The organism is Lentzea sp. NPDC054927, from assembly GCF_053610285.1.
This window is the reverse complement of the sequence record NZ_JBSGXZ010000022.1, coordinates 18,327-44,162: the sequence shown is the minus strand read 5'-3', so window position 1 is coordinate 44,162 and position 25,836 is coordinate 18,327. Positions and strand designations below refer to the sequence as shown.

At 68.8% G+C, this 25,836-nt stretch carries 17 protein-coding genes, 1 tRNA gene and 1 other RNA gene; 9 read left to right on the top strand and 10 right to left on the bottom strand.

Features of this window, described 5'->3' with window-relative positions:
* Positions 1-14: 14 nt before the first annotated feature.
* The gene (locus ACWGE0_RS26355) at positions 15-1,823 is read right to left on the bottom strand and encodes a BTAD domain-containing putative transcriptional regulator (protein ID WP_452263567.1); all 1,809 of its coding nucleotides are present in this window, start codon (positions 1,821-1,823) and stop codon (positions 15-17) included.
* Positions 1,824-2,148: 325 nt separating this feature from the next.
* Here ACWGE0_RS26355 and ACWGE0_RS26350 point away from each other — a divergent pair, with 325 nt between their 5' ends.
* The 3 genes from ACWGE0_RS26350 to ACWGE0_RS26340 are packed head-to-tail and all read left to right on the top strand — an operon-like array spanning position 2,149 to position 5,713.
* Positions 2,149-4,068, top strand: coding sequence for a BTAD domain-containing putative transcriptional regulator (locus ACWGE0_RS26350; RefSeq protein ID WP_452263566.1), 1,920 nt, complete (start codon positions 2,149-2,151; stop codon positions 4,066-4,068).
* 57 nt (positions 4,069-4,125) lie between these two features.
* A complete protein-coding gene (locus tag ACWGE0_RS26345) occupies positions 4,126-4,911 on the top strand; it encodes an alpha/beta fold hydrolase (protein ID WP_452263565.1) in 786 nt (261 codons plus the stop codon).
* A gap of 16 nt (positions 4,912-4,927) precedes the next feature.
* On the top strand, positions 4,928-5,713 hold the full coding sequence (locus ACWGE0_RS26340) for a MerR family transcriptional regulator (protein ID WP_452263564.1): 786 nt from the start codon (positions 4,928-4,930) through the stop codon (positions 5,711-5,713).
* Between the two features lie 12 nt (positions 5,714-5,725).
* Here the strand turns inward: ACWGE0_RS26340 and ACWGE0_RS26335 are convergent, their stop codons facing one another.
* The 5 genes from ACWGE0_RS26335 to ACWGE0_RS26315 form a co-directional block, all read right to left on the bottom strand.
* Positions 5,726-6,625 (bottom strand): NADP-dependent oxidoreductase, encoded by a 900-nt coding sequence (locus ACWGE0_RS26335; protein WP_452263563.1) that lies wholly within the window; start codon positions 6,623-6,625, stop codon positions 5,726-5,728.
* Between the two features lie 125 nt (positions 6,626-6,750).
* On the bottom strand, positions 6,751-7,020 hold the full coding sequence (locus tag ACWGE0_RS26330; protein ID WP_452263562.1) for a hypothetical protein: 270 nt from the start codon (positions 7,018-7,020) through the stop codon (positions 6,751-6,753).
* 128 nt (positions 7,021-7,148) lie between these two features.
* Positions 7,149-7,814 carry a hypothetical protein gene (locus tag ACWGE0_RS26325; protein ID WP_452263561.1) on the bottom strand — a complete coding sequence of 222 codons (666 nt, stop codon included), beginning with the start codon at positions 7,812-7,814 and terminating at the stop codon, positions 7,149-7,151.
* 34 nt (positions 7,815-7,848) lie between these two features.
* A complete protein-coding gene (locus ACWGE0_RS26320) occupies positions 7,849-8,490 on the bottom strand; it encodes an RNA polymerase sigma factor (protein ID WP_452263560.1) in 642 nt (213 codons plus the stop codon).
* 184 nt (positions 8,491-8,674) lie between these two features.
* Positions 8,675-8,757: transfer RNA gene (locus ACWGE0_RS26315), tRNA-Leu, on the bottom strand.
* A gap of 59 nt (positions 8,758-8,816) precedes the next feature.
* Here ACWGE0_RS26315 and ACWGE0_RS26310 point away from each other — a divergent pair.
* A complete protein-coding gene (locus ACWGE0_RS26310; RefSeq protein ID WP_452263559.1) occupies positions 8,817-9,911 on the top strand; it encodes a bifunctional RNase H/acid phosphatase in 1,095 nt (364 codons plus the stop codon).
* On the opposite strand, the gene ACWGE0_RS26305 is transcribed toward ACWGE0_RS26310, so the two are convergent.
* Together ACWGE0_RS26305 and ACWGE0_RS26300 are read right to left on the bottom strand one after the other, a co-directional pair.
* On the bottom strand, positions 9,897-10,166 hold the full coding sequence (locus ACWGE0_RS26305) for a hypothetical protein (RefSeq protein WP_452263558.1): 270 nt from the start codon (positions 10,164-10,166) through the stop codon (positions 9,897-9,899). The two genes, ACWGE0_RS26310 and ACWGE0_RS26305, sit on opposite strands and share 15 nt — an antisense overlap.
* Positions 10,167-10,275: 109 nt before the next feature.
* Entirely contained in the window at positions 10,276-10,797 is a 522-nt protein-coding gene (locus tag ACWGE0_RS26300; RefSeq protein ID WP_452263557.1) for an NAD(P)H-dependent oxidoreductase, read from the bottom strand.
* 104 nt (positions 10,798-10,901) lie between these two features.
* Here ACWGE0_RS26300 and rnpB point away from each other — a divergent pair.
* The 3 genes from rnpB (at position 10,902) to ACWGE0_RS26285 (ending at position 20,072) form a co-directional block, all read left to right on the top strand.
* Positions 10,902-11,305: RNase P RNA component class A (gene rnpB, locus ACWGE0_RS26295), an RNA gene on the top strand.
* 230 nt (positions 11,306-11,535) lie between these two features.
* On the top strand, positions 11,536-19,626 hold the full coding sequence (locus ACWGE0_RS26290) for a DNRLRE domain-containing protein (RefSeq protein WP_452263556.1): 8,091 nt from the start codon (positions 11,536-11,538) through the stop codon (positions 19,624-19,626).
* A gap of 11 nt (positions 19,627-19,637) precedes the next feature.
* On the top strand, positions 19,638-20,072 hold the full coding sequence (locus ACWGE0_RS26285; RefSeq protein WP_452263555.1) for a hypothetical protein: 435 nt from the start codon (positions 19,638-19,640) through the stop codon (positions 20,070-20,072).
* 57 nt (positions 20,073-20,129) lie between these two features.
* Here ACWGE0_RS26285 and ACWGE0_RS26280 read toward each other — a convergent pair whose 3' ends face one another.
* Positions 20,130-21,326, bottom strand: a complete 1,197-nt coding sequence (locus ACWGE0_RS26280; RefSeq protein ID WP_452263554.1) for a S8 family peptidase — start codon at positions 21,324-21,326, stop codon at positions 20,130-20,132.
* A gap of 112 nt (positions 21,327-21,438) precedes the next feature.
* Between ACWGE0_RS26280 and ACWGE0_RS26275 the strand changes: the two genes are divergently transcribed.
* A complete protein-coding gene (locus ACWGE0_RS26275) occupies positions 21,439-22,563 on the top strand; it encodes a threonine synthase (RefSeq protein WP_452263553.1) in 1,125 nt (374 codons plus the stop codon).
* Between the two features lie 155 nt (positions 22,564-22,718).
* The gene (locus ACWGE0_RS26270) at positions 22,719-24,293 is read left to right on the top strand and encodes a DUF6345 domain-containing protein (RefSeq protein ID WP_452263552.1); all 1,575 of its coding nucleotides are present in this window, start codon (positions 22,719-22,721) and stop codon (positions 24,291-24,293) included.
* On the opposite strand, the gene ACWGE0_RS26265 is transcribed toward ACWGE0_RS26270, so the two are convergent.
* Positions 24,290-25,774, bottom strand: coding sequence for an ABC transporter permease (locus ACWGE0_RS26265; RefSeq protein WP_452263551.1), 1,485 nt, complete (start codon positions 25,772-25,774; stop codon positions 24,290-24,292). The two genes, ACWGE0_RS26270 and ACWGE0_RS26265, sit on opposite strands and share 4 nt — an antisense overlap.
* Between the last annotated feature and the right edge of the window lie 62 nt (positions 25,775-25,836).

Genomic DNA, 25,836 nt, shown 5'->3' with positions numbered 1-25,836 from the left:
CTATATCCACCGGTCTAGACCGCGGCGGGGGCCGGGTACAGCCCGCGTGCGGCCCTGGGCGTGGTCAGCTGCCCGACCAGGTGTCGTTCCTGGGCGAAGGCCCGCACCAGGGGGTGGAACCGGTAGTGCACGCACCCGGTCGCGTCCACCGAGACCGCCTCGGTCATCCGCGCGTCGACCAGCGACTCCAGCAGTTCCTCCACCTCGGCCACCGGTTCGTTCAGCGCGGCCGCGGCCACCCTGGCCGGGAACTCCTGCGTCTCCAGCACGCTCAGCCGCACCAGCCCGCGCCGGGCGTCCCGCGGCAGCCGGGCGTAGCTGCCGGCCAGGCTGGTGCGGATGTCCATGTCACCCGTGCACAACTCGGCCAGTCTGGAGTGCGTGCTCTCCAGCCGCCCGGCCAGCACCGAGATCGGCCAGTGCGGTTTGTCCACCAGCCGGGCCGCGGCGATGCGCACCGCCATCGGCAACCGTCCGCACAGCTCCGTGATCCGCCGGGCGGCCACCTGCTCCGCGGCCACCCGTGCCTCGCCCACCACGTCGGTGAACAGGGCCAGGGCGGACTCCGCGTCCAGCGGGCCGAGGTCGAGCACACAGCCGACCTCCGCGGTCACCGGTGCGCTGCGGCTGGTGATCACCACCCGGCAGTTGCGGCCGCCGGGCAGCAACGGCCGTACCTGCTGCCAGCCGGCCGCGTTGTCCAGCAGCACCAGGATCCGCCGGTCGCCGATCAGGCTGCGGTACAGGTTCACCCGCTCCGACAGGCTTTCCGGTACCTGCGCGGAGGTGGCGCCGAGCGCGCTGAGGAACCAGCGCAGCACCTCCGCCGGCTCGCGGGGGACACCGGAGTCACCGCCGAGGTCGACGAAGAGCTGACCGTCCGGGAAGTCCTCGTGCGCGTCGTGTGCGGCGCGCACCGCCAGCGCGGTCTTGCCGCAGCCCGGCATGCCGCGCACCAGTGCCACCGCCCGGCGGTGCCCGGTCTCGCCGGGGCTGGTGCGCAGCAGATCCCGCAGCTGTCGCAGCTGCGGGTCCCGCCCGGCCAGCTCCGGCACGTCGGCGGGCAGCATGGCGGGCGGCACCGGCGTGGCGGTCACGGGCGCCACCTGGCGCAGCGCCGCCTTCCCGGTGAGCACGTCCTGCTGAGCCTGGCGCAGCAGTGGCCCGGGGTCGACGCCGAGCTCACCGGCCAGGATGCGGCGGCCGTCCTCGAACACGGCCAGCGCGTCGGCCTGCCGGTCGCAACGGAACAGCGCGACCATCAGCTGGGCGCGCGACCGTTCCCGCAGCGGGTGGTCGGTGACCAGCCCGGTCAACTCGGAGACCAGGCGTTCGTGCCTGCCCAGCGTGAGTTCGGCCTCGACCAGGTTCTCGAGCGCGGCGACCCGTTCCTCTTCCAGGCGCACGCCCTCGGCGGCGCGCAGGAACTCGGTCACGCCGGCCAGTGCCGGGCCGCGCCAGCAGCCCAGTGCGGCCTGCAGTTCCGCTGTCGCGAACTTGGCCTCACCTCGTTCCAACGCCTGCGTGCCCGCGGACGCGTGTGCGCGGAACTTGCTCACGTCGGAGGCCACGCCGTTGTCCCGCAGCAGGTAGCCGGGCCTTTTGCGGACCAGATCGACCTGGTCGCCGAGATATTTCCGCAAACGCGAGACGTAGGTGTGGATCTGTGCATTCACGGTTTTCGGGGGATTCTCCCCCCACAACAATTCGGTCAGCCGGTCGTCAGAAAGGACATGACCGCTGGAAAGCAGAAGGGCGGCGAGCACTGTTCTCTGTTTCGCGCCGTCGAGAGAGATCTCGGCAGCACCGTCCCAGACGCTCACCGGACCGAGGATCCGGAATTCCACTGTAGATGCCCCCCAGGCACTGTACAGGCGATTCGCCCCGATGTGGGCCGCGTCACCCGATGTGGAAAGAACTGGTAACTGGTATTGAAAGGCTGGTCCTGGTGCCTGATCGGTTCGTAGCGTTGTGTCCCGTCTGTCCAGTTTCGTGAACGGTTCACGAACTCACCCGCACACTTTGCTCTCTCGGTTGGGCTACGCTGGGCGAAGAAACATTCAACAAGCTTGCACGGACCTTGAATTCGCAGGTGCGAGGGTCCGTGTAATAGCGGTAATACGGAATCATGGGCAACTTGGGGGCAAGATGTCGGTGGAGTTCCACCTGCTCGGTGACGTGGGGGCACGCGCCGGTGGACGAGAACTGGAACTGGGGCACGCGCGGCAGTGGAGCGTGTTGGTCGCCTTGCTGGTCGAGGCCAACCGCACGGTTCCCAGCGAGCTGCTGCTCGATCGGGTCTGGGGGCAGACGCGGCCGCACAGGGCGTTGAGCACGCTCTACAGCTACGTCTCCCGGCTACGTCGTGCGCTGGCCGCGGCCGGCACCGAGGTGACCATCGGCCGTCGCACCGGCGGCTACGTGATCACCGTCGACCCGGCCGCGATCGACCTGCACCACTTCCGGGACCTGACCGCCCTGGCTCGCAGCGTGCCGGATCCCGAGGCGCTGGCCCTGTTCGACGAGGCGCTGGCACTGTGGCGCGGCCGTCCGTTCGGCGGGCTGAACCAGCCGTGGCTGGCCGAGGTGCGCGAACGCCTGGACCGCGAACGGCTCACCGCCGAACTGGACCGCAACGACATCCGGCTGCGCCGCGGTGACGACCTGGCGCTGCTGACCGCGCTGTCCGAACTCGGCGCCCGGCACCCGCTGGACGAACGCCTGGCGGGGCAGCACATGCTCGCGCTGTACCGCTCCGGACGTCAGCAGGACGCGCTGGAACGCTTCGGGCGCACCAGGTTCTCCTTGGCCAGCGAACTCGGCCTGGACCCCGGCCCCGCACTGGACCAGCTGCACCGCCGCATCCTCAACGGCGACCCGGAACTGGGCCCTGCCCGCACCGCGATCACCGCCGCACCACCACGCGCCGACCTGCCGCCGCTGCCCGTCCTGTTCACCGGCCGCAAGGCCGAACTGGCCCGGCTGCGCGAGGCCGGCTCGCTGATCGCGGTGGACGGCATGGCTGGCGTGGGCAAAACCGCACTGGCACTGGCCCTGGCACACGACCTCGGCCCACGGCATCCCGATGGCCGGCTGTTCCTGGACCTGCACGCCCACACCGCCGGCCGCCACGCGCGCACCGCCAGCGAGGTGCTGGGCCGCCTCCTGATCGCGCTGGGAGTGCCAGAGGACCGCCTCCCCGCCGACGACGCCGACCGAGCCGCGCTGTGGCGGGAACGCCTGCACGGCCGCCGAGTGCTGGTAGTGCTGGACAACGTGGAAGGCGGCGCCCAGGTCCGCCCGCTGCTGCCGGTGCCGCCGGGCTGCCTGATGCTGGTCACCAGCCGCCGCCGGCTCACCAGCCTGGACGGCGCCGCCCTGCTCACCCTGGAAAGCCTGCCGGAAACCGACGCCCGGCAACTGTTCGTCTCCCTGCTCGGCGACGACCGCGCCACCGCCTCGCCGGCCGCGGTCGGCGAAGTGGTGCGGCTGTGCGGAAACCTGCCACTGGCCCTGCGCATCGCCGCCGCCCGGCTGCGGCACCGTCCACAGTGGAGCATCGAGCACCTGGCCGCGCGCCTGGCCGACCCGCGCACCCGGCTGGCCGAGCTGGAGGCGGAAGACCACGGCGTGGCGGCGGCCTTCGACCTGTCCTACCGCACCCTGAACGCGGACCAGCAGCGAGTCTTCCGGCTGCTCGGCCTGGCCCCGCTGCCCGACCTGGGCCCGGCGGGGGTGGCCCAACTGTCCGGACTGCCGGCCGCGCGGGCGGAGCGGTTGCTGGGAGACCTGGTGGACGCTCACCTGGTGGAGGAGCACACCGAGGGCCGCTACCGCTGTACCGAACTGATGCGCGCCTACGCCGCGCAGCTGACCCAGGAGGGCACCGAAGAGGCTGTCGGCCCGCGCACTCCAGCTGCCCGTGGCACCGATGCGCTGATCTCGCAAACCCTGACGCTGCAACGTGGCCCGGACCTCCTGTCGCGGACTCCGTCCCGCACGGAAAGCGTCGCGGCGCAGCGTTTTCCGGACACCAGGCGGAATCTGGGCAGATCAGGTCTGCGGTGACGTCGGCTCAGACGAACGTCTTGACCTTGACCCGAGGTCAGGGTGGACCCTGCACGCATGACCACCTCACCCCGCACCGGCATGCTGCCCGTCGACGACACGGCCCTCGCGTTCACCGACACCGGTGGCCCCGGCCGTCCGGTGCTCTACCTCAACGGTTCCTATGCCAGCCAACGGTCCTGGCGCCCGGTGATCGCCGAACTCGGCACCGGGTGGAGGCACATCACCTACGACGAACGAGCCCGCGGCGCCTCGAAGCGGTCAGCGGACCACTCCTTCGAAGCGTGCCTGCGTGACGTCGGCGCGATCCTCGCCGCGTCCGATGTGGACCGACCGCTCCTGGTCGGCTGGTCCTACGGCGCGGCGCTCGCGGTGCACTGGGCCGCCCGCAACCCGGACCGCGTAGCAGGTGTGGTCGTGGTGGACGGCGCGATGCCGTGGGGCCTGACCGGCGAGGCGAACAGGAACCGCATCCGGCGCATCTTCGGCCGGATGCGGTTCCTGCTGCCGCTCGCGAGCCTGTTCGGCCTGGCGGCCAGGATGACCGCCGCCCAGCACGCCGAGGTCAACATCGAGATCAACGAGATCTGCGCTGCCCTCGACCCGGTGCTGGACCGGCTGACCTGCCCGGTCAGCTACGTCCTCGCCACGGGCGCGAACCTCGGCGGGGGCGCGGAGGAGATGGAGGAGATGCGGGCCACGCTCGATCCGGTGCTTCGCCGCAACCCGCACCTGCGGATCAGCGCCAAGGTGCCGAGCAACCACACGCAGATCCTGCGCAAGGACTTCCGGGCCGTCGCCACCGCCGTGCGCGAGACGGCCGCGCACTCCACCCGCACGTGAGGCAGGCTGACAGCCGATGAACGGGGTGACGATCGGGCAGGCGGCGGCGTTCGTCGGCGTCACGGTCAAGACGGTGCGGCACTACCACAAGCTCGGCCTGGTCGACGAGCCAGAACGGGACAGCTCGGGCTACCGGCGCTACAGCTCGGCCGATCTGACGCGGCTCGTGCAGGTCAGAACTCTGGCCGCCGCAGGCGTGCCGCTGGCGGAGGTCGGTGCGCTGCTCGACTCCGGCCCCGCGTCGTTCGCCGCCTCCGCAGCCGAGGTCGAGCGGCAACTCGTCGAACGGATCGACGAACTGACCGCGCGACTGCACACCCTGCGCCGGTTGGCCGACGGCGATCGGGCCCTGCTGCCCGACCGCGCCACGGCACTGCTGGACGGCATGCCCGGCGTCGGCTTCACCCCGCAGGACGTCACGATCGCCAGGGAATCCTTCGTGCTGGCCAAAGCCCTGGTCCCGGACGGCTTCGACGACTACCTGGACCAGGTCGAGAACGCCGTGCGGGATCCCCGGTTCGTCGCACTGGTCAGGCGCCTCGCCGAGGTCCCCGGCTGGGCACCGGACGACCCCCGCGTGCCAGGGCTGGCCGCCGACCTGTCCGACCACTACCTCGCCAACCCCGAGCACCTCAAGATCGTGACCGGCCTGCGGGCCCGGACCGAGCCCGGGACGCGGTACCGCCTCATCGCCCACCACGGCGAGGAGCCGGACTCGGCCGCGGCCCGTCTGGCCGTGCTCGTCGAGACGAAGCTCCGCACCGCGGGTGTCCACCTGCCCGGTTCTGACCAGGAGCGCTGACGGCGGCGTGCGTCAGAGGGTGATGAGGACCTTGCCTCGGGTGTGACCGCCCTGGACGTGGGCGTGTGCGTCGGTGGCCTTCTCCAGCGGGTAGCCGGCCTGCACCCGCGGGGTGTAGGCCCCGGCCTCCCCGAGCCGGGAGGCGTCCGCGAGCGTGTCGGCGGCGTTCGTGTTGCCGGCGATGATCGCGACGCCGAGGGCGGCGGCGCCGAAGTCGGCCACGGTCGCGACGCGCGAGGGGTCGCCGACGAGGGCGACGATGTCGGCGAGCGAACCGGAGCCGGCGGTGTCCAGTGCGGCGTCGACCCCGGCCGGGGCGACCGCGGTGACCCGTCCGGCCAGACCTTCTCCGTAGGTGACGGGTGTCGCGCCGAGTTCGCGGAGGAAGTCGTGGTTGGCCTCGCTCGCGGTGCCGATCACTGTGGCGCCCCGGGCGGCGGCGATCTGCACGGCGGCGGAACCGACCCCGCCGGCGGCGCCTTCGACGAGCACGGTCTTGCCGGCGAGGTCACCGAGGGCGTTGAGGGAGGCGATGGCGGTCGCGGAGACGAGGCCGGCCGCGGCGGCCTGCTCCACCGTCCACGTGCTGGGCACGGGCGCCCATGCGGTGAGCACCGCGTGTTCGGCGGCGGTGCCCTGCCCCAGGCCGAACACCCTGTCACCGGGCTTGACGCCGGTGACGCCCTCGCCGATCTCGTCGACGACGCCGGTCGCGTCGCTCCCGGTGATGGCGGGGAACGTGGTCGGCATGATCTCGGACATGTAGCCGGCCCGGATCTTCCAGTCGATCGGGTTCACGCTCGCGGCCTGGACCCTGATCCGGATCTCTCCAGGTCCGGCGTGCGGAGCCGGGGCGTCCTCCACGGTGAGGACGTTCGGGTCGCCGAACTCGTGGAAACGAACTGCACGCATGGCGGTCTGCCTTTCGGCCGAAGGGATTCCCCCAGCTGGGCGGCAACCAGTGTGACCCCGGACGCGACTTCCGGCGCGTCAGCCGACCGAACGCCCGGTACTGCACCGAGAGCGACAGCCGGGGGTCAGTACGTGCCGCAGCCGGCAATCCATCTCGGTTCCCGTGCCACGACCGTGGAGAGGAAGGGCCGCTCCGTGCACGGGTGCTGCCCGGCCGCGAGGATGTCCGCTCTGAGCTCCTGGAGGTAAAGGGCGCCGGGCATCAAGTCCACGAGCTCCCCACGGCAGTGCGCGCATCTCGTGCTGTGCTGCTGGAACTCGTCGGTCTCCTCGGCGGAGAGCATGCCGAGCAGGTAGCTGCCGGCGGACAAAGCGTGCGGACAGGCGTCGGTCACAGGCTCTCCTCCACTTCTGGGCGGCGGAAAAGGGGTGGACGAGCGGCGGCGTGGGGCACAGGCCGCCGCCCGTCCGGAACGGGCGACCCGGTGAGGGGGCAGTCGGGTCGCCCGGATGTCGTGGCGCGTCAGCGGTTCGAGCGAGTGGGTTTGCCAGGCGTGTGGTCGGACTTGCCGGGCTTCTCGCCGGGTTTCTCGCCGAGCAGGTCGGCGCAGAAGCCGGGCACCCGTTCGGCACCGCCCGCGGCCGTGATCAAGGCGCTGAACGCCGGGTTGTCGTGCGCCTTGCCGTGTTCCGAGCCCGCGCCCGCCGTGTAGGCCTGGCACAGGCCCTTGAGCGACGGCGAGGGAGAGGCGCTGTTGTCCGGCTTCTTGTCCGGCCCCTTCGACGTCGCGGCGGTGGTGGCGGACGTCGTGCTGACGACGCTCGTACCGGCGGGCGTGGTGGGTTCCTCGCGCTGCTGACCGGGCAGCGTGCCCGCCGCGGCGGCCAGCGCGATGCCGCCCGCGGCCAGTGCCGTGACAGCGGCGATCTTCACAGCGAGCAGGTTCGCCAGTGCGGCCTTGAGCATCCGGGGTCTCCATCGCTGAGGGGCGGTAGTGAGACGAGCGTCGCGGAACGCCGCCATGGCGGCCTGCTCACCGGCCAGCTCCTGGTCGCGGGCAGGCGCACCCGCCGCCGCGAGCAGGTCGCTCAGCCGGTCGCTTCCGGCGACCGGCAGCCGGCCGGGCGCGTCGCGCAGCAGCTGCTCCGCGGTACGCCGGTCGATGCGACGGGATCGGTGGGTGCTCATCTCATGTCCTTCAGCGTCAGGGCTCGATTTTTTGTCACTCCGACGATGTCGGCCCTGGTGGGGGCGTTGCGGCGAGGTGCTCAGCCAACGTGCGCAGGCCACGGTGCGCCGCAGTGCGCACGGCGCCGGCCCGCTTGCCGAGCACCTTGGCCGCGGCCTTCGCGTCCAGGCCCACGACCACCCGCAACAGCACGGCCTCGGCCTGATCCCGCGGCAGCCTGGCGATCAGGGCCAGCGCGGCGTCGGTGGCCGCGGAGTCCAGCGCCGCCTGAGCCGTGTCCTCCGGCCCAACGGGCTCGGCCACGTCCTCGACGGTCCCGTGCACGACCGGCCGGCGCTGCTGACGGCGAAGGTGATCCATCGCACGGTTGCGGGCGATCGTGGTCGCCCAGCCGCGGAACCCGTCGAGATCCCCGCGGAACGATCCCAGATCCCGCGCGATCTGCAGCCAGGCGTCGGACGCCACGTCCTCGGCATCGGCTCCGACCAGCACCTGGAGGTACCGCAGCAGCTTCGGCTGGATGTCCCGGTAGAGCGCGCGGAAGGCGTCCTCGTCCCCTCCTCGCGCGGCCGCGAGAACCGCGTCCCCAGAGGAGTTTCCGGGACTCGCACGGCGCATCGACCACGCGACACCGGAGATCTCACCGCTGTCGCCGAACCTCGCCGCACTCTGCACGCGCGGCATCCTGAACGACTATTCGTCCAATGCCAAGTCGCCGCCGTCCGGGCGTAGGCGTGCGGGTCCACTGTGGATCGTCCACTCCGCGCAGGTCAGCGTGTGAACTCGGGATCGAGCTGAAGTACGACAAAAGCGAATGAGGCCGCCTTGTCGGCGGCCTCATTCGCTTGACCATCTTCAGTGTCCGAGGGGGGACTTGAACCCCCACGCCCTTACGGGCACTAGCACCTCAAGCTAGCGCGTCTGCCATTCCGCCACCCAGACTGATGGGAGCAGAATACAGGACGGTTCGAGGGCCCTGAGCGCGGGGCTACGATCGGGCCGTGAAGGTCATCGTCGAGGCCGACGGCGGGTCGCGGGGCAACCCCGGGCCGGCCGGATACGGTGCGGTAGTCCGGGACAAGCTCAGTGGCGAGACGTTGGCCGAGCGCAAGGGGTTCCTGGGAGTGGTGACCAACAACGTCGCCGAGTACCAGGGGCTGATCGCGGGGCTGCGGGCCGCTCGGGAGCTCGGGGCCGAGACCGTGGACGTGCGGATGGACTCCAAGCTCGTCGTCGAGCAGATGTCCGGGCGCTGGAAGATCAAGCACCCGTCGATGCAGCCGCTCGCCAAAGAGGCGCAGGCCCTGGCGCGGGACTTCCAGAAGGTCGCGTACGAGTGGATTCCGCGCGAGCGCAACCGGCAGGCCGACCGGCTCGCCAACGAGGCGATGGACGCCGAGAACAAGCCGGCGAACGAGCCCGAGGCGAAGGCCGAGCCGACCCAGGAAGGCGCCAAGCAGCCGCACTGGAGTGGCGCGGCGGGGGAGCCCACGCGGTTGATCCTGCTGCGGCACGGGCAGACCAAGCTGTCGGTCGATCGCCGGTACTCGGGGCGGGGTGACCACGCGCTCACGGAGCTCGGGCTGGAGCAGGCCGAGAAGGCCGCCCAGCGTCTGTCCAAAGTGGGCGGTCTGGACGGGATCATCTCGTCTCCGCTGCAGCGGGCGGCCCAGACCGCGCAGAAGCTCGGCGACAAGATCGGGCTCGAGGTCGTCACGCACCAGGGGCTCATCGAGACCGACTTCGGTTCGTGGGAAGGGCTGACGTTCGCGGAGGCCGCGCAGCAGGACCCGGAGATCCACCGGCGGTGGCTGGGCGACACGTCCGTCAAGCCGCCCGGCGGGGAGAGCTTCGACGAGGTCAACGCCAGGGTGCGGAAGGCGCGGGCGGAGATCATCGCCCGGTACGGCGGCAAGACGCTGGTGCTGGTGAGTCACGTCACGCCGATCAAGACGCTGCTGCGGCAGGCGCTTGATGTCGGGCCGCAGTTCCTGTTCCGGATGCACCTCGATCTCACGGGTGTGTCGATCGCCGAGTTCTATCCGGACGGGCACGCGTCGGTGAAACTCGTGAACGACACCTCACACCTCGGATAAGTAATCGACGGCGCTTCTGGGCATTTCCATCACTGAGCTATAAAGCTTTGTGGAGGACGTGTAGAACGTCCCGGTAGCTTCGCGCAGGGCGACCGCGCTCACCGGCAAGGCGATCCAGGCCGTCACACCACCCGGTCTGTACCAGGTCGACGCCGGCAACCCGTCGCCCGGCAGCCGTCGCTGGCCTTGTTCGACGTACCGGTCGACACCAAGAGCCTCGACGTTGTTTCGGACACCGAATACATGGTCTGCCACACCACTGGACAATGCGACAAGTCGAAGTCTTCGAAAGCGTCTTTCACGCTCATCGTGAACCAGTGGAATGCCAACCCGGATTGCGCGCCGCGGTATCCCCGCCAAGTGATCAGCTGGCCTTCCGCAGTCGCGGCGTCAAAGCACCCATGAACCGGTCGGCCGCTGCCTCCAGGGCGGCGGCCGCGCCGGGTGAACCCACGTTCTGGTCCAGCACGAACTCCCCGCGCACCACCTGGTCCGCGCCCTTCGCGGCGAGCAACGGGTGCAGTGCGTAGTCCATCGCCACCAGGAAGCCCTGGCTGCCACCCGTCGCCAACGGCAGCACCGCACGTCCGCGCAACGCCTTCTTCGGCAACAGGTCGAGCAACGCCCTCACCAAACCGCTGTACGCGGCGCGGTACACGGGCGACGCGACCACGATGCCGTCAGCCGACAGCACGTTGCTCACCGCGGCAGCGATCTCCGGGTCACGCAGGTCTTCGGTGAGCAGCGACAACGTCGGCAACGCGCGCACGTCGAGCAACGACACGTGGTGTCCCGCAGCCCGCAAGGCCGCGGACACGTGCGAAACCACGACACCGGTCGGCGCGGAATGGGACGGCGCACCGGAGATGATCAGCAGATCGGACATGGCGGGCCACTCCGTAGCGACGGCTTGTGATGGCACCGAGTCAACCAACGTCCAGGCCGGTGAACAACCAGTCCCAGCCGCTGGGATATCCTGACGAGTGCGGATGAGTCGGCAGGGCGGCCGCGGTGGTCTGCGTCCACGGACGCGGGCAGTCGAGGAAAGTCCGGACTCCACAGGGCAGGGTGGTTGTTAACGGCAACCAGGGGCGACCCTCGGGACAGTGCCACAGAAAACAGACCGCCTCGCTTGTCGAGGTAAGGGTGAAACGGTGGTGTAAGAGACCACCAGCGCCCCAGGTGACTGGGGCGGCTAGGTAAACCCCACCCGGAGCAAGGCCAAGAGGGCACCGGAACGCAAGGGAAGGTGCTGCGTGAGCGTTCGAGGGCTGCCCGCCCGATGCTCACGGGTAGGCCGCTAGAGCCTGCCGGCAACGGCAGGCCCAGATGGATGGCCGCCAAGTGGGACCTAGTCCCATGAACAGGATCCGGCTTACATGCCGGCTCATCCGCCTTCACCCGTTGCCTCGTTCGGCCCACCCTGACCGCACGTGTGCGGTGGGAGAGTTGGCGGCCGCGATTGCTCCGTTCGGCCCTGTGCGGCGAATTGTTCGTCAATTAGCGTCCCTCTCCGCGTGACGCTGTGCGGATTGTCGATCACTGTGGGGTGACCGCCGCCGGCGTCCGAGGACTGGGGGTTCTCGTGCCGTCGCGTGGATTCAGCCTGCCCAAAAAACTTCTGGTGCTCTTCTCGCTGACCGTTCTCGCCCTGGTCGGCGTTCCGGCCGGACCAGGGATCAACGGCCCCGGCAAGCTTCCTGACCTGGGCATCTCGGGTTGGTGGCAGTCGATCGCCGGGTGGTTCGGCGGGAGAGCGGAGGCGGCGCCGAGACCTCGGCAGGAGCCGCCGAAGAGAGTGCGGGAGCTGACCGAGCGGCGGACGCCGTCCGTGCGGTTGTTCCAGATGTCGGACGGCCAGGTCGAGGCGGAGGTCTCGCCGCGTCCGACGGTCTTCAAGGACGCGCAGGGCCGCTGGAAGGACATCGACGCCACGGTCCGCGAGACACCACGTGACGGCTACCGGTTCCTCAACGACACCAACGGTTTCACCAGCCTCTTCGGTGAGTCGACGGACAAGCTGGCCCGCTTCGAGGCGGCCGGCAGGCGGATCGGGCTCGGCATCGACGGCGCGGCCAGGACCGCGAAGCCGAAGGTCGAGAAGAGCACCGTCACCTACCCCGGCGCGTTCGACGGCGCGGATCTCGTCTACCAGGTCACAGGCGAGGCGTTGAAGGAGAACATCGTTCTCGCCAAGGCGCCGAAGGACGCGACGTACCGGTTCACCCTCGACCTCGCGGGTGTCACGGCGCGGGCGTTGCCGGACGGTGTGATCGGGTTCTTCGACAACCCGGACGCGCCGCCGGTGTTCACGATGCCCAAGCCGTTCATGTTCGACAGCTCGGCCGACCGCAAGTCGCCGCACGGCAAGGTGTGGAGCGACAAGGTCACGCAGACCGTGGAACAGCAGGGTTCGAAGATCACCGTCACGGTGCGGGCGGACCAGGGCTGGCTCACCGCGAAGGAGCGGCGGTACCCGGTCACCATCGACCCGACGATCAAGCTGCAGCCGACCCCGACCACCGGTCAGGACGTGCAGATCTGGTCGGACTCCCCGGACCGCAACGACGGGTCGAGCTCCCAGCTCTCGGTCGGCGCGGACGCGTGGGGCAAGGCCCGCACGCTGATCAAGTTCGACACCTCCGTCGTGCCCGCCGGCACCGCGCTGACCAGCGCGAAGCTGCGGCTGTACTACGACTCCGAGCTGTGGACCGCCGCCAACGACAACGTCCACGAGGTGCGGCGGGTGACGCAGGGCTGGTCGGAGGACACGGCTACCTGGAACTCGAGCAACACCGCGTTCGCCGAGGCAGCGCTGTCGACCGCCACCAAGCAGGCGAACGTCGGCAACACCTGGCACGAGTGGGACGTGCGCAACATCGCCCAGCAGTGGGTGTCCGGTTCCGCCACGAACTTCGGTCTCATGGTCAAGTCGACCGACGAGACGCTGAACCGCGGCGGTGCGATCTACCAGGCCTCCGAGTTCGCCTACAACGGCGAGACCGAGAACTCCCCGAAGCTGATCCTGAGTTACGGCAGGCCGAGCGCGGACCTGCGGTCGCCGACGAAGATCTTCTCGACGGGCGCGGACCTGAGCTGGGGTGCCTACCCCGACCCCGATCCGAACAACCCGGCCGACGACGCGGTCGAGTACCAGGTGCACCGGTCGGTGTTCCAGGCGTTCACGCCGTCGGAGTCGACGCTGATCGCGCCTCTTTCCCCGGCCACGACCGCGTTCACGGACACGACGGCCCGGCCGACGCCCGCGGACTCGCCGGACCCGTTCGGCAACGCCTACTACTACATGGTCGCGGTGAAAACCCGTGACGGGCAGGTGATCCCGGGCCCGACACAGCTGGTGCGGCTGCCCAAGGCCGGGTTCATCACGCAGGTGTTCCGCGGTGGCGCGGACGACGCGACTCTGTCGTCGAACCAGCCGAACACGAACCTGGACACGCTGGGCGGACAGCCGTGGCTGATGGTCGGCAAGGGTTCCGGCACCTACGGCACGACCCGTGCGGCGGTCCGGTTCCGCGACCTGTCCGCACTCCCCGCCGGAGCTCGGGTGACCACCGCCGAGATGACGCTGTGGGGCTTCTACAGCACCGGCTCCGGCGCGATCTTCGACGGCCACCCGCTGACGAAGTCCTTGGTGGAGAACCAGGTCACCTGGAACCGGGCGTCGACCGCGACGGCGTGGACCACGCCGGGCGGTGACATCGGCTCGGCGACCGACAACGTCTCCAGCATCACCAACGACGCCAAGCGGCAGATCTGGGACCTCACCGCGACCGCACAGGGCTGGGTGGACAACTCCGCCACCAACCACGGCTACGAGGTCAAGCTCCGCGACGAGGCAGGACCGGCGCAGCGGGTGCTGTTCCTGTCCGACGAGGCCGCGGAGCCGCACCTGCGGCCCAAGCTGACGGTCACCTACACGCAGCCCATCGCGGAGATGACCTACTACGCGCCGGACACCCCGTCGATCCGCATGATCCCCGGCGACGAGTACACGATCCCGGTCACCGTCACGAACTCGACCACGACGACGTGGCGGGCCGCGGACCAGGTCGTGTCCTACCGCTGGAACCTGCCTGACGGCACCGACGTCACCACCGGTGGCAACCGGCTCGAAACGGCGCTGCCGACGGACGTGCCGCCGGGCGGCAGCGTCACCGTGCAGGCGAAGGTCAAGACGCCGATCCAGAGCGAGGCCGGGAACAAGCGCGAACAGTTCGTGCTGAACTGGGATCTGCGCAACAAGACCGCGGGCACCTGGCTGTCGGCGACCGGCGGGATTCCCGCGCTGCCGCAGGGCGTCACGGTCGAGGACCCGACGTCCGACCAGCTGGGTCTGGAGAAGTTCTACTCCTACGCGGGCAAGGCCACCGGTTCCGGCTCGAACGTGCTGGTGAACCAGTTCGCGGGCAACACGGTCTGGTCGTACGACGCGTTCACCAACCCCGGTCGCGGCCTGAACTCGTTCGTGCGCATGACCTACAACAGCCTGGACACCTCGGCCACCTCGCTGGGGCAGGGCTGGTCGCTGGCGGCGTCGGGCGTGACGCGGCTGGGCGCGTACCTGGAACTGCACCCGAAGGGCCAGGACCACCCGAGCAGGATCACGCTGCCCGACGGTGACGGCACGTCGCACACCTTCGAGCTCAACAAGAACAACAGCTCCGATCCGGCGCAGTGGACCTACGACAAGCCCGCGGGCGTGCACCTGCACGTGCAGCGGGACGGGACGGCCGACAAGTCCCGGCGCTGGAAGATGACCCGCCCGGACCGCACCGAGTTCCTGTTCGACGACGAGGGCTGGCTCACCGCCGTCCGCGACCGCAACGGCAACGAGCAGAAGTTCACCTACACCGAGCGCAAGTCCAACAACCAGCCGCGCAAGTTCCTCGCCTACGTCACCGACCCGTCCGGCCGGCAGACGCTGACGCTGGACTACTGGGAGAAGGGCGAGACGCAGAACCCGAAGATCATCGACAACGTCCAGTCGCTCAAGGACGTCTCGGGTCGCACCATCACCTTCTCCTACGACGACAAGGGTTTGCTGACCCAGTTCGTCGACGGCTCCGGCACCTCGCTCGCGAAGACGTTCAAGTTCGTCTACGACGCCACTCAGGGCAACAAGAACGTCAAGCTCGTCAAGGTCACCGACCCGCGCAACCACGACACCGGCCTGGCGTACTACACCGCGCCGGTGGACCCGAAGGACAAGTGGAAGCTGCGGACGATCACCGATCGCCTCAACTTCACCACGACCTTCGCGTACGCCGATCCGGACGGTTCCGCGGGTTCGGAGGTCGAGTCGACGATCACCGACGCGGAGAACCACGTCTCGACGTACCGGATCGACGGCTACGGGCGCCCGTTGCGCACCACGAACGCCAAGAGCCAGACCACCGCGCTGGAGTGGGACGCCGACAACAACGTCACCAAGCTGACCGAGGACAACGGCGCCGTCTCGACGTGGACCTACGACGCGAAAACCGGTTACCCCACGTCGATCCGCGACGCGGAGGCGGTGGCGAACAACTGGCCAGCCATGACCATGGGGTACCAGACGTCGCTGAACGGCCACGTCGCCGAGCTGACCTCGAAGACGTCGGTGGAGGGCCGCTCGTGGGCGTTCGGTTACGACGCCAAGGGCAACCTGACCTCGGTCACCGACCCGAAGGGCGTGGCGACACCGTCGCCTGACGACTACAGGTCCGTCTACGCCTACGACCAGTTCGGTCTGCTGCAGAGCTCGACGGACGCCAACGAGAACACCACCACGTACTCGGAGTTCGACCCGACGGGCTACCCGAAGAAGACGACCGATGCGTACAACAAGGTGACCAACACGGTCTACGACGTGCGCGGCAACGTCACGTCCGTGACCGACGCGCTCGGCAAGACGAGCACGGTCGCCTACGACGTGTTCGGCCGTCCGCTGGAGCGCAAGGCGCCGAAGGACCAGGGCGCCGGCCTGTTCATCACCACGCCGGCTCCCGTCTACGACGCGAACGACAACATCACGCAGTCCACGGCGCCCAACGGGGCGGTGTCGACGGCGGTGTACGACAACGCCGACCAGCTCTCCGAGACCACGGCACCGAAGGACACGCCGACCGGTCCCGAGCGCAAGGCCAGCTTCACCTACGACACGGTCGGCAACCTCAAGACCGAGACGCAGCCGCTCGGCAACCTGACGCCGACGAACGCGAACGACTACATCACCCGGTATGACTACGACGAGATCTATCAGCTGAAGTCCGCCACCAATGCGGACAGCAAGAAGATCACCTACGAGTACGACCGCGTCGGCAACCTGATCACCGTGGTGGACCCGCGCAAGAACGCGACCGCGGACACCGCCGACTACACCACGAAGATCGCCTACGACCTCAACCACCGTGCCGTCGACACCACCGACGCGGCAGGTAAGACCGCGCACGTCGGCTTCGACCGGGACGGCAACGTCACCACCAAGCGCGACAAGGAGAACAACACCACCACGCTCGTGTACGACGAGCGGGCCAAGATCGTCGAAGCACGTGTCCCGCACAAGGCGGGCGTCACGCGGGTCACGAAGTTCGAGTACGACGAGGTCGGCAACTCCACCCGCGTCATCTCGCCGCGCGGCGTCGAGACCACCGACGACGCGGACGACTTCGTCGCGCAAACCGTGTACGACAAGCTGAACCGGCCGATCGAGAAGCTCACGCCGTTCGACAAGGACGACGTGCGCTACAAGACAGCGGACAAGACGACCTACGCCTACGACGCCATCGGTCGCGTCGAGCAGGTCAGCGCGCCGCCGTCCGCGGGTCAGACCTTCCGCAACGTCACGAAGTACTCCTACTTCGACACCGGCTGGGTGCGGTCGTCCACTGATCCGTGGAACATCGTCACCACTTACGACTACAGCCCGCTCGGGCAGCAAGCGTCGCGCACGCTGACGTCCGCGGGCGGTTCGTCGGGCCGCACGATGACGTGGGACCACTTCCCGGACGGCAAGCTGAAGTCGCGTTCGGACAGCGGCGTGCCGGTCGGCCTGCACGTGGCGCTGACCGACAACTCGGACACCGGGTTCATCGACCTGGCCGGCAGCTGGTCCACGGCAACGGCGGGGACGGGGTTCCAGGGCTACGACTACCGCAGCACCGCCCGCGGCACCGGCGGCACCACCTTCACGTGGAAGCCGGTCATCCCGCAGGACGGCAGCTACGAGGTCTTCGTCAAGTACCCGAAGGACGTCTCGGGCGCGGCGACCAACGCGCCGTACAAGGTCGAGACGGGCACCACGACGTCGACCGCCGCGGTGAACCAGACGCAGCGCGGTGGCGAGTGGGTGAGCATCGGCAGCTTCGCGTTCACCGCTGGTACCGCCGCCAAGGTGACGGTGTCCGACAACGCCGACGGCACCGTGTTCGCCGACTCGGTGAAGCTGGTGCGCGACAACGCCTCCGAGCCTGACAACGAGTCGAAGACGTTCGGTCAGTCCTACGACGCCAACGGCAACCTGACGTCGCTGACCGACTCGTCGCCGGGCGCGAAGGTCGACTCGTACGCGTTGACCTACAACGGGTTGAACCAGCTGACCAAGGTCGAGGAGAAGCTGGCCGCGGTCATCAAGGGCACGACGACCTTCTCCTACAACGAGAACGGCGCCGCGCTGACCCGCGGTCACGACCGGCAGTCCGCGGAGTTCTCCTACGACCCGCGCGACCTGATCGGGCAGGTGAAGAACACCGAGACCGGTGGCTCGCCGAAGATCACCTCCTACAGCTACACCGACCGCGGTCAGGTCAAGGAGGAGACGAAGCCCAACGGCAACAAGGTCGTCTACGGCTACCACCAGGACGGCGCTCTCGCCTCCCAGGTGGAGTCGAAGTCCGGTGGCGCGCTGGTGGCCCAGCACGTCATCGACTACGACGCCAACGGTCACCGGACGAAGGACACGTCGAAGGTCCAGAACGCGGACAACGCGTCCGCCTACCTGGACGAGGTGCGCGAGTACAGCTACGACCCGCTCGACCGCATCCGCAACCTGACCAAGAAGTCGGCCGCCGGCGCGGTGCTGGAGACCGAGGACTACGTCCACGACGCGAACAACAACGTCACGTCGCAGACGATCGAGAACAAGACGACCACGTTCAACTACGACCGCAACCGTCTGCTCTCGGCCTCGGCGTCGGGCACGATCGCGTCCTACAACTACGACCCGTTCGGCCGCCTCGACTCCGTGACCTCGGCGGGCCAGATCGTCGAGGCGTACAAGTACGACGGGTTCGACCGGACCGTCGAGCACCGCAAGCAGGCAGACGGCGGTGGGTTGAAGTCCACCACCTACGCCTACGACCCGTTGGACCGCACGTCGTCGCGGACCGAGGACGGCAAGACGACCGACTTCGCCTACCTCGGCCTGTCCGACAAGGTCGTGTCGGAGACGATCGCGGGCCAGCTGCAGCGCACGTACCAGTACAACGCGTTCGGGCAGCGGCTCACTCAGATCAAGAAGGACACCGACGGCGCCGGTCCCGGCGTGGCCGAGGACTCCTACTACGGCTACAACCCGCACACCGACGTCGAAACGCTGACGAAGGACAACGGCGACACTCGGGCGACGTACGGGTACACGGCCTACGGCAAGGACGACAGCGAGGCGTTCACCGGCATCGACAAGCCGGACGCGCAGCAGCCGGGCAAGCAGCCGTTCAACTTCTACCGCTACAACGGAAAGAGGTTCGACCCGTCGTCGGGCTCGTACGACATGGGTTTCCGCGACTACAACCCCGGCCTCAACCGGTTCATGACGCGGGACATGTACAACGGCGCGCTGGCCGACCTCAGCCTCGACAGCGATCCGTTCACGGGCAACCGGTACGCGTTCACGAGCGGCAACCCGATCAGCCGGATCGAGCTCAACGGGCACGACTGGTTCGACGACTACATGGACATGATCACCAAGCCGGCGCCCGCGCCGAGTGGTGACGGTCTGCCGCTGCCGCTGGGCGGCACGTCGTCGACCCCGCGTCCGCCGACACCGGCTCCCGCGGTCCAGGACGGGAAGCTGCAGAACATCGTCAAGGACATCTACGCCAAGCCGACCGTCGCGTCGGTGGAGGGACGTGGCACCACCGGCGACGCGTTGCGCTACGAACTGCGGACCGGCCAGCAGCTCGGCGCCCAGCAGAACCGCTGGCACTACGACGAAGCGGCGCGGCAGTTCAACCAGCTCTCGTCGTGGCTGGAGGACGTCCGCAAGGTGGAGGCGAACATCGCCGCCGGCAAGGGAGGCACACTGCCCGCCGCCGAGGACATCAAGATCGCCAGGGCCGAGGCCGCGGACCTGTGGGACGCTCTGACGACCAAGGACACCGGTGGCAAGGTGGTGAACGAGATCAGGAAGGCTGACTCGTCCGGCAACCAGAACTTCCGGAACAACATGGAAAACGCGATGAAGCGGTCCGCTGTCGCCGACATCACCGGCGCCACGTTCGAGACGGGCCACGGTGGCAGGCCGATCTTCAAGGGCGGCTACCCGCAGTTCCTCAACGGCGCGGGCAACGTGCTGGGAGTGCTCGGGTTCGGTGTGGCGGCTTACAACCGCGGTGTCGAGAGCGCGTTCATCGAGACGTTCGACGTCACCGGGGTCGTGGGCGACTACATGCGCTGGCAGCAGTGCACGGCCGATCCGAACTGCGGAACGGCGTGAGGGAGAGGTTCGTGCCTGAGCAACCGTCACCACCGTGGAAGATGCAGTGGAGCATCGGGCTCCTCGGCGACTTCCTCTGGATGAACCTGCCGGAGTCCCGTCCGTTCTTCGCGGAACGGATCGCGGCCGAGGTCGAGGAGGCGATCGAGCTCGACCGGGAGTTGCAGCCCCTCCAGCCGATGGACACCGCTCGCGACGTGTTGTGGTATCCGCTGATCCAGCCGGCGCTCGACGCCGACCCGATGGACGAGGAGTGGGTGTCCCGGCTGCTGCGGGTCGTTCGCGAGGCGTGGGAGCTGGAGCCACCTCCGTGGGAGGACACCAGGTACGGCCTGCGCGTGTACGTGCTGGAGAACCTCGACGTGCCGGACTACCTCCCGATCGTCGAACGGCTTGATCCCGCGCTGCACGCCGCGATCAGGAACGAGATCGGTTCGCAGCTCTGAAAAGGACGGTGCCCCGGGCGGAGATCCGCCCGGGGCACCGTTGTGCGGTCAGGACGATCAGAACGTCGCGACGTTGAGCAGCCGCTCGTGCGTGCTGTCCGGGTCGGTCGCGGAGGTCCAGTCGGTGGTTCCCGCCGACTGCAGGGCGGACTTCACGGCCGACGGGGACGCGCTCGGGTGGGTCGCCTTGTACAGCGCCGCCGCACCCGCGACGTGCGGGCTGGCCATGGACGTGCCCGAGATCGTGTTGTAGCCGCCGCCCTTCCAGGTCGACAGGATGCACACGCCTGGGGCGATGACGTCCACGTCGGCGCCGTAGTTGGAGAAGTCGGCGAAGGTGTCGTCGACGTCCGTGCGGCACGTCGACGCGGCGCCGCCGCCCGGCCGGCCGTTGAAGTCGGCCAGCGCGCTGACCGTGATGACCTCCTCGTAGGTGGCCGGCACGAAGGTCGACGAGTTCGCCGCGCTGTTGCCCGCGGCCACGACGTAGGTCACGCCGGCGGACACCGAACGGCAGATCGCCTCGTGCATCGCGTCCTTGTTGGATCCGCAGGCGCTGTCGCTGCCGGATCCGCCGAGGCTCATGTTCGCGACCTCGATCTCGTTCGCGTGCGCGGTGACGTAGTCGATGCCGCAGATGATGGCCGAGAACGAACCGCTGCCCTGGTTGTTGAGCACGCGGACCGGCCAGATGCGGGCACCGGGGGCGACGCCGACGACCCCGTTCCCGTTGTCGAGCGCGCCGATGGTGCCGGCGACGTGGGTGCCGTGGCCGTTGCCGTCGTCAGCGCTGCGACCGGTGGAGCAGTTCTTCGCTCCCGCCGTGTTGACGTTGAGGTCCGGGTGGTCGAGGTCGACGCCGGTGTCGATCACGGCGACGTCCACGTTCACCCGCTCGTCGGTGCCGTTGATCTTGGCGGTAGGGCTCTTCTCGGCATCGATGCGGTCGACACCGGTCGGCAGGGTCTGCGCGGCGATCGAGGCCACGCCGTCCGGTTGCACCAGCGCGATCCGCGAGTCGCGGGCCAGACGCGCTGCGGTGGCGGGGGTCATGCGCGCTGAGTAACCACGCACGGCTGACTCGTACAGGTTCTCGACGGTGATGCCCGCCAGATTGGTCACGCTCTGCACACCCACGCCGTCTTTCAGCAGCACGATGTAGCCACTGGTCTGGGTGTCGGCGATGGCGGGAGCAGGGAGTGCGGCGGCGATCAGGACAGCTGCGAACAGGGCTTTGACGGTGAGTCGTCGCATGTCTCTCCTCAAAGGGGCTTGAGCAGGGACCACGATGCTCGCATCCGAATGGCCAAATGCGCTAGCCCGTTCGGGTGTAATCAGAACGAGTGGTTCATGTATTGATGGACGCGTGCTCTCCCATCTGGAATGTGCTCGCTGCGGTCTGCGCCACGACGCCGACCAGCCGCAGAACCTCTGCCGCGAGTGCGCGTCGCCGCTGCTCGCCCGCTACGACCTCACTCACGTCCGCAAGCCCACCAGCGAGAACTCGCTGTGGCGCTACCGGGACGTCCTGCCGGTCCGCAAGCTCGATCCCGCCTTCAGCCTCGGCGAGGGCATGACCCCGCTAGTTCCGTTGCCCGCGCTGAGCCGGGCACTGGACGCGACCATCCTCATGAAGGACGAGTCGCTCATCCCGACCGGTTCGTTCAAGGCGCGAGGTGCGGCCGTGGGCGTGGCGCGGGCGAAAGAGCTGGGCATCGAGGGCATCAAGATGCCGACCAACGGCAACGCGGGCGCCGCCTGGGCCCTGTACGCGGCGCGCGCCGGCATGCGCAGTGTCATCGCGATGCCCGAGGACGCCCCGCTGATCACCCGCGAGGAGGTCGAGGCGAGCGGCGCCGAACTGCGGATCGTGCCGGGCACGATCGCCGACGCCGCCAAGGCCATCAAGGACGTCGATCTCTTCGACGCCTCAACGCTCAAAGAGCCCTATCGCATCGAGGGCAAGAAGACGATGGGCTACGAGATCGTCGAACAGCTCGGCTGGCGCGTTCCCGACGTGATCGTCTACCCGACCGGCGGCGGGGTCGGCCTGATCGGGATTCACAAGGCGCTCAACGAAATGCGCGAACTCGGCTGGATCGAAGGACCTCTGCCGCGGCTCGTCGCGGTGCAGTCCACCGGGTGCGCGCCGATCGTGCGCGCCTACGACGAGGGCGCCGCCGAGTCGACGTTCTGGGACAACGCCTTCACGAGCGCGTTCGGCATCAACGTGCCGAAGCCGTTGGGGGACTTCATCATCCTGAATGCCATCAGCGAAACCAATGGCACCGCAATAGCTGTAGATGATGGGCAGATCGCCGCGGACCGCGCGGAGTGCGCCCGGCTGGAAGGCGTGTTCCTCTGCCCGGAAGGCGCCGCCACGATCAGCGCCGTCCGGAAGCTGAGGGAAAACGGTTGGCTCGCAGCGGATGACGAGGTCGTCGTGCTGAACACCGGAGCCGGCATCAAGTACCCAGGTGTCCGCCTCTAGGTACCCGCAAGCCCCAAGAGCGTTACAGAATTTCGGCCGTTCGAGTGGTGCCGCCATCGCTTCGGGCCACTCTCGGTATCACGGCCCGAAACGCCAAATCCTCCTGTCAGACGGCCGGCCCCTGCAGCCGGTCGTCCCCAAGGGAGGGAAGAGACATGCAACGCAAGCTGACCGTGGTGCTGGCCCTGTCCAGCCTGGTCACCGCCGGAGCGGTCGGAGTCGCGACCGCCGACGCCACGGAGCTCCCCGTCTACGGGGTGAAGAGCTCCGGTCTCGACCAAGAGCAGGCTCAGAAGCTGCAGAGAGCCTTCGGGCTCGAGGACGTCCAAAGATCCGAGTTCGGTGCGGTGAGCTTCGCCGACGAGCAGCGCTACCAGTACGTCCCCACTGTCGACAAAGGACAGGGGAAGCCGGACGAGGACGGCGAGCCGACCACGCTGTCGGCGCTCGACGTCGACGCGCTCAAGCGCATCAAGTCCGTGCCGGCCGAGGAGGCGGCCAAGCGGGCGCAGGAAGGGCTGCGGGTGGCAGGTGTGTTGCCGGACAACGCGACGCCCACCGCGCAGTACACGACGTTCGAGCTGACGGATGCCAATGGGCGTACGGGCCTCACGGCGAACCTCGACACGTCGGTGTCGTACACGTTCCAGCTCGGCGGCATTCCGCTCGAGGGTGAGGGCGCGAACATCCGCGTCGCCTTCGACGCGCAGGGCGTGACGGCAGTCAGCCACGCCGCGCGTACCTACGGCCAGGCGGGCACGGTCAAGGTGCACGACCTCGTCACCGGCGCGAAGCTGTGCGAGAAGTTCCTCGGCGTGCAGTCGAAGGCCGACTACGTCTACGTGGCGCCCTCGCTGGAGGAGAAGACCGACAAGATCGAGCCGTCGTTCCGGTGCACCGGTGGCAACGCGGACAAGGGCGCGGCTCAGGCGATCACGCTGCCCGCGGCCGTCGGTGCCGAACTGCCGCAGCCGACCGAGCCGGAACCGCCACGTGAGCAGTCGTTCCAGGCCCAGGAGATCCGCGAGGTCGGGATGGAGGGCACCGGCAACTGCTCCGGCCTGCCCAACACCGTGGCCAACGTCAACAGCTTCGACGCGGAGGCCGGTGCCCACGGCATCAACAGGAACTTCAAGTGGCTCGACGGCAACGCGTGGGAGAGCGACTTCAAGGACCCGGCGTTCGCCGGCGGCGACGACACCCACTGGGCTGACGACGTCGACATGACCTACTGGCAGGGCCACGGCTCCGGCACCGGCTTCTACTTCACCGGCTGCTCCAACCACAACGACACCAAGCTCGCCAACACCGAGGCGCGCTGGGGCCAGAACGACGTCGAGTGGATGAGCCTCTTCACCTGCCAGATCCTCGAGGACAACACCGGTGGCCAGACGTGGGCGCAGCGGTGGGGCCAGGCGTTCCGCGGCCTGCACCAGATCAACAGCTTCACCACGGTCAGCTACAACTCGTCCAACCACGGCGGCAAGTTCGGGCACTACATGTGGCGCAACCCGTTCCTGTGGTGGAACAAGCCGATGAAGATCAAGGACGCGTGGGCGCAGGCGAGCATCGACACCCAGCCCGCCGCGGTCCGCTGGGCGACGATGGGCGTCTACAACCAGGCGAACGGTCAGTGGGTCAACGTCGACGACTACTTCCACGGCAAGGGTTCGGTCGGGCCTGACCTGCTCCCGACCGGCTGGTTCTGGCGGATCTCCGGCGCCAGCTAACCGAGGTCGCGCACCCTCAACCGCACCATCCCGAGTGACGTGAGCAGGACAGCCACCGCCGCGAGCCCGATCAGGGGCGCGGCGGTGAGCTGTTCCCCGGTCAGCACCCGCGGCAGGAAACCGAACGGCGACACCAGGTTCGCCACGTCGAAGCTGATGCCCAGCGACGGTCCGACGATCTCGCCGAACATGTTGACCACCAGCCACACCACGAACGAGATCGCCGCGGCGGCACGGGGCACGAACCCCACGGCGAGCATCGCCACCGCGCCCACCACCAACGCGGCCGGCACCTGGAGCAACGCCGCGGTCAGCACGCGAAGGTCACCGCGTCCGGCGGTGAGCCCGGCGACGGTCATCATCGCCAGAGTCCCCACCACGGCCACGAACAGATGTCCGGCGGCCCACCGCATCCGGCTCATCGCGGTCGACAACAACAACTCCGCCCGCCCGGACACCTCGTCCGCCCGCAGCCGCAACACCACCAGCACCGGGAACAACGCCGCCGCCCCACCCATGCTGATCATGATCATCCACAGCAACGTGTCCCCGAGCTCACCGGTGCCGTAGCGCCGCAGGAACTCGGCCATCACCGGCGACGCACCGTCGATCGTGCCGCGCATGCCCGCCGCGACGCCGCCCATGGTGGCCCCGGCCAGCGCGAACGCCGTCACCCACCCGATCAGCTGAGTCCGGTGATCCCGCCACGGCAGGCTCGCGTCGCCCCCATCCCTCCCCGGCCGCGCGGGCACCACACCGGCCCCGAAGTCACGCCGCAGGTTCAGCCACAACGCCACGGCGCTCAGCACCGCGGCGGCCACGAGCGGCACCACGATCACCCAGGCCGACGTGAGAAAGAGGTGGCTCCAGCCGTTGGGGGAGAACCAGCGAGCCCACAGCACCCCGCTGCCGTCCGCCGCGAACCGCACGCCGTAGGTGACGCCCAACGCGCCGCACGCGATGAGGTGAGCCGTCGACGAACGCTCCGTGAGCTGCGCCGCCACTCCCGCCACAGCCGCGAACACCAGGCCGGGCGCCGCCACCGCGATGCCGAACCGCATCCCGCCGATCGCCGCCACCAGCGCCCCGACCACCAGGCTCGCGCCCATCGCCAGGCCCAGCGCGGCGGTCAGCGGCGCGAGGCGGGAGACGGGCGTCGCGCGCAGCAGTTCCTGACGGCCGGACTCCTCTTCCGCCCTGGTGTGCCGCAGCACCACGAGGATCGCCATCAACGCGGTCAGCGTGAACGCGATGTCGCCGATCTTCCACAGGATCAGCCCGTGCAACGTCGGCGCGGTCAACTGCCCGGTGAACGCGGTCAGCGCGGTGTTGCCCGCCAGGTCGTCCGCGAAGGATCTGGCGGCCTCCGGGGTCGGGAACATGCGGCTGTACTGGCCGGTGACGCTCAGGACCACGCCCGCGATGAGCACGATCCAGCTGGGCAGCAGCACGCGGTCACGGCGCAGCAGGAACCTCAACATGGTTCAGAAGCTACACATCATTCACAAATTTGTGAAGGCTGTGCGTAACAAGTGGGCGGCGG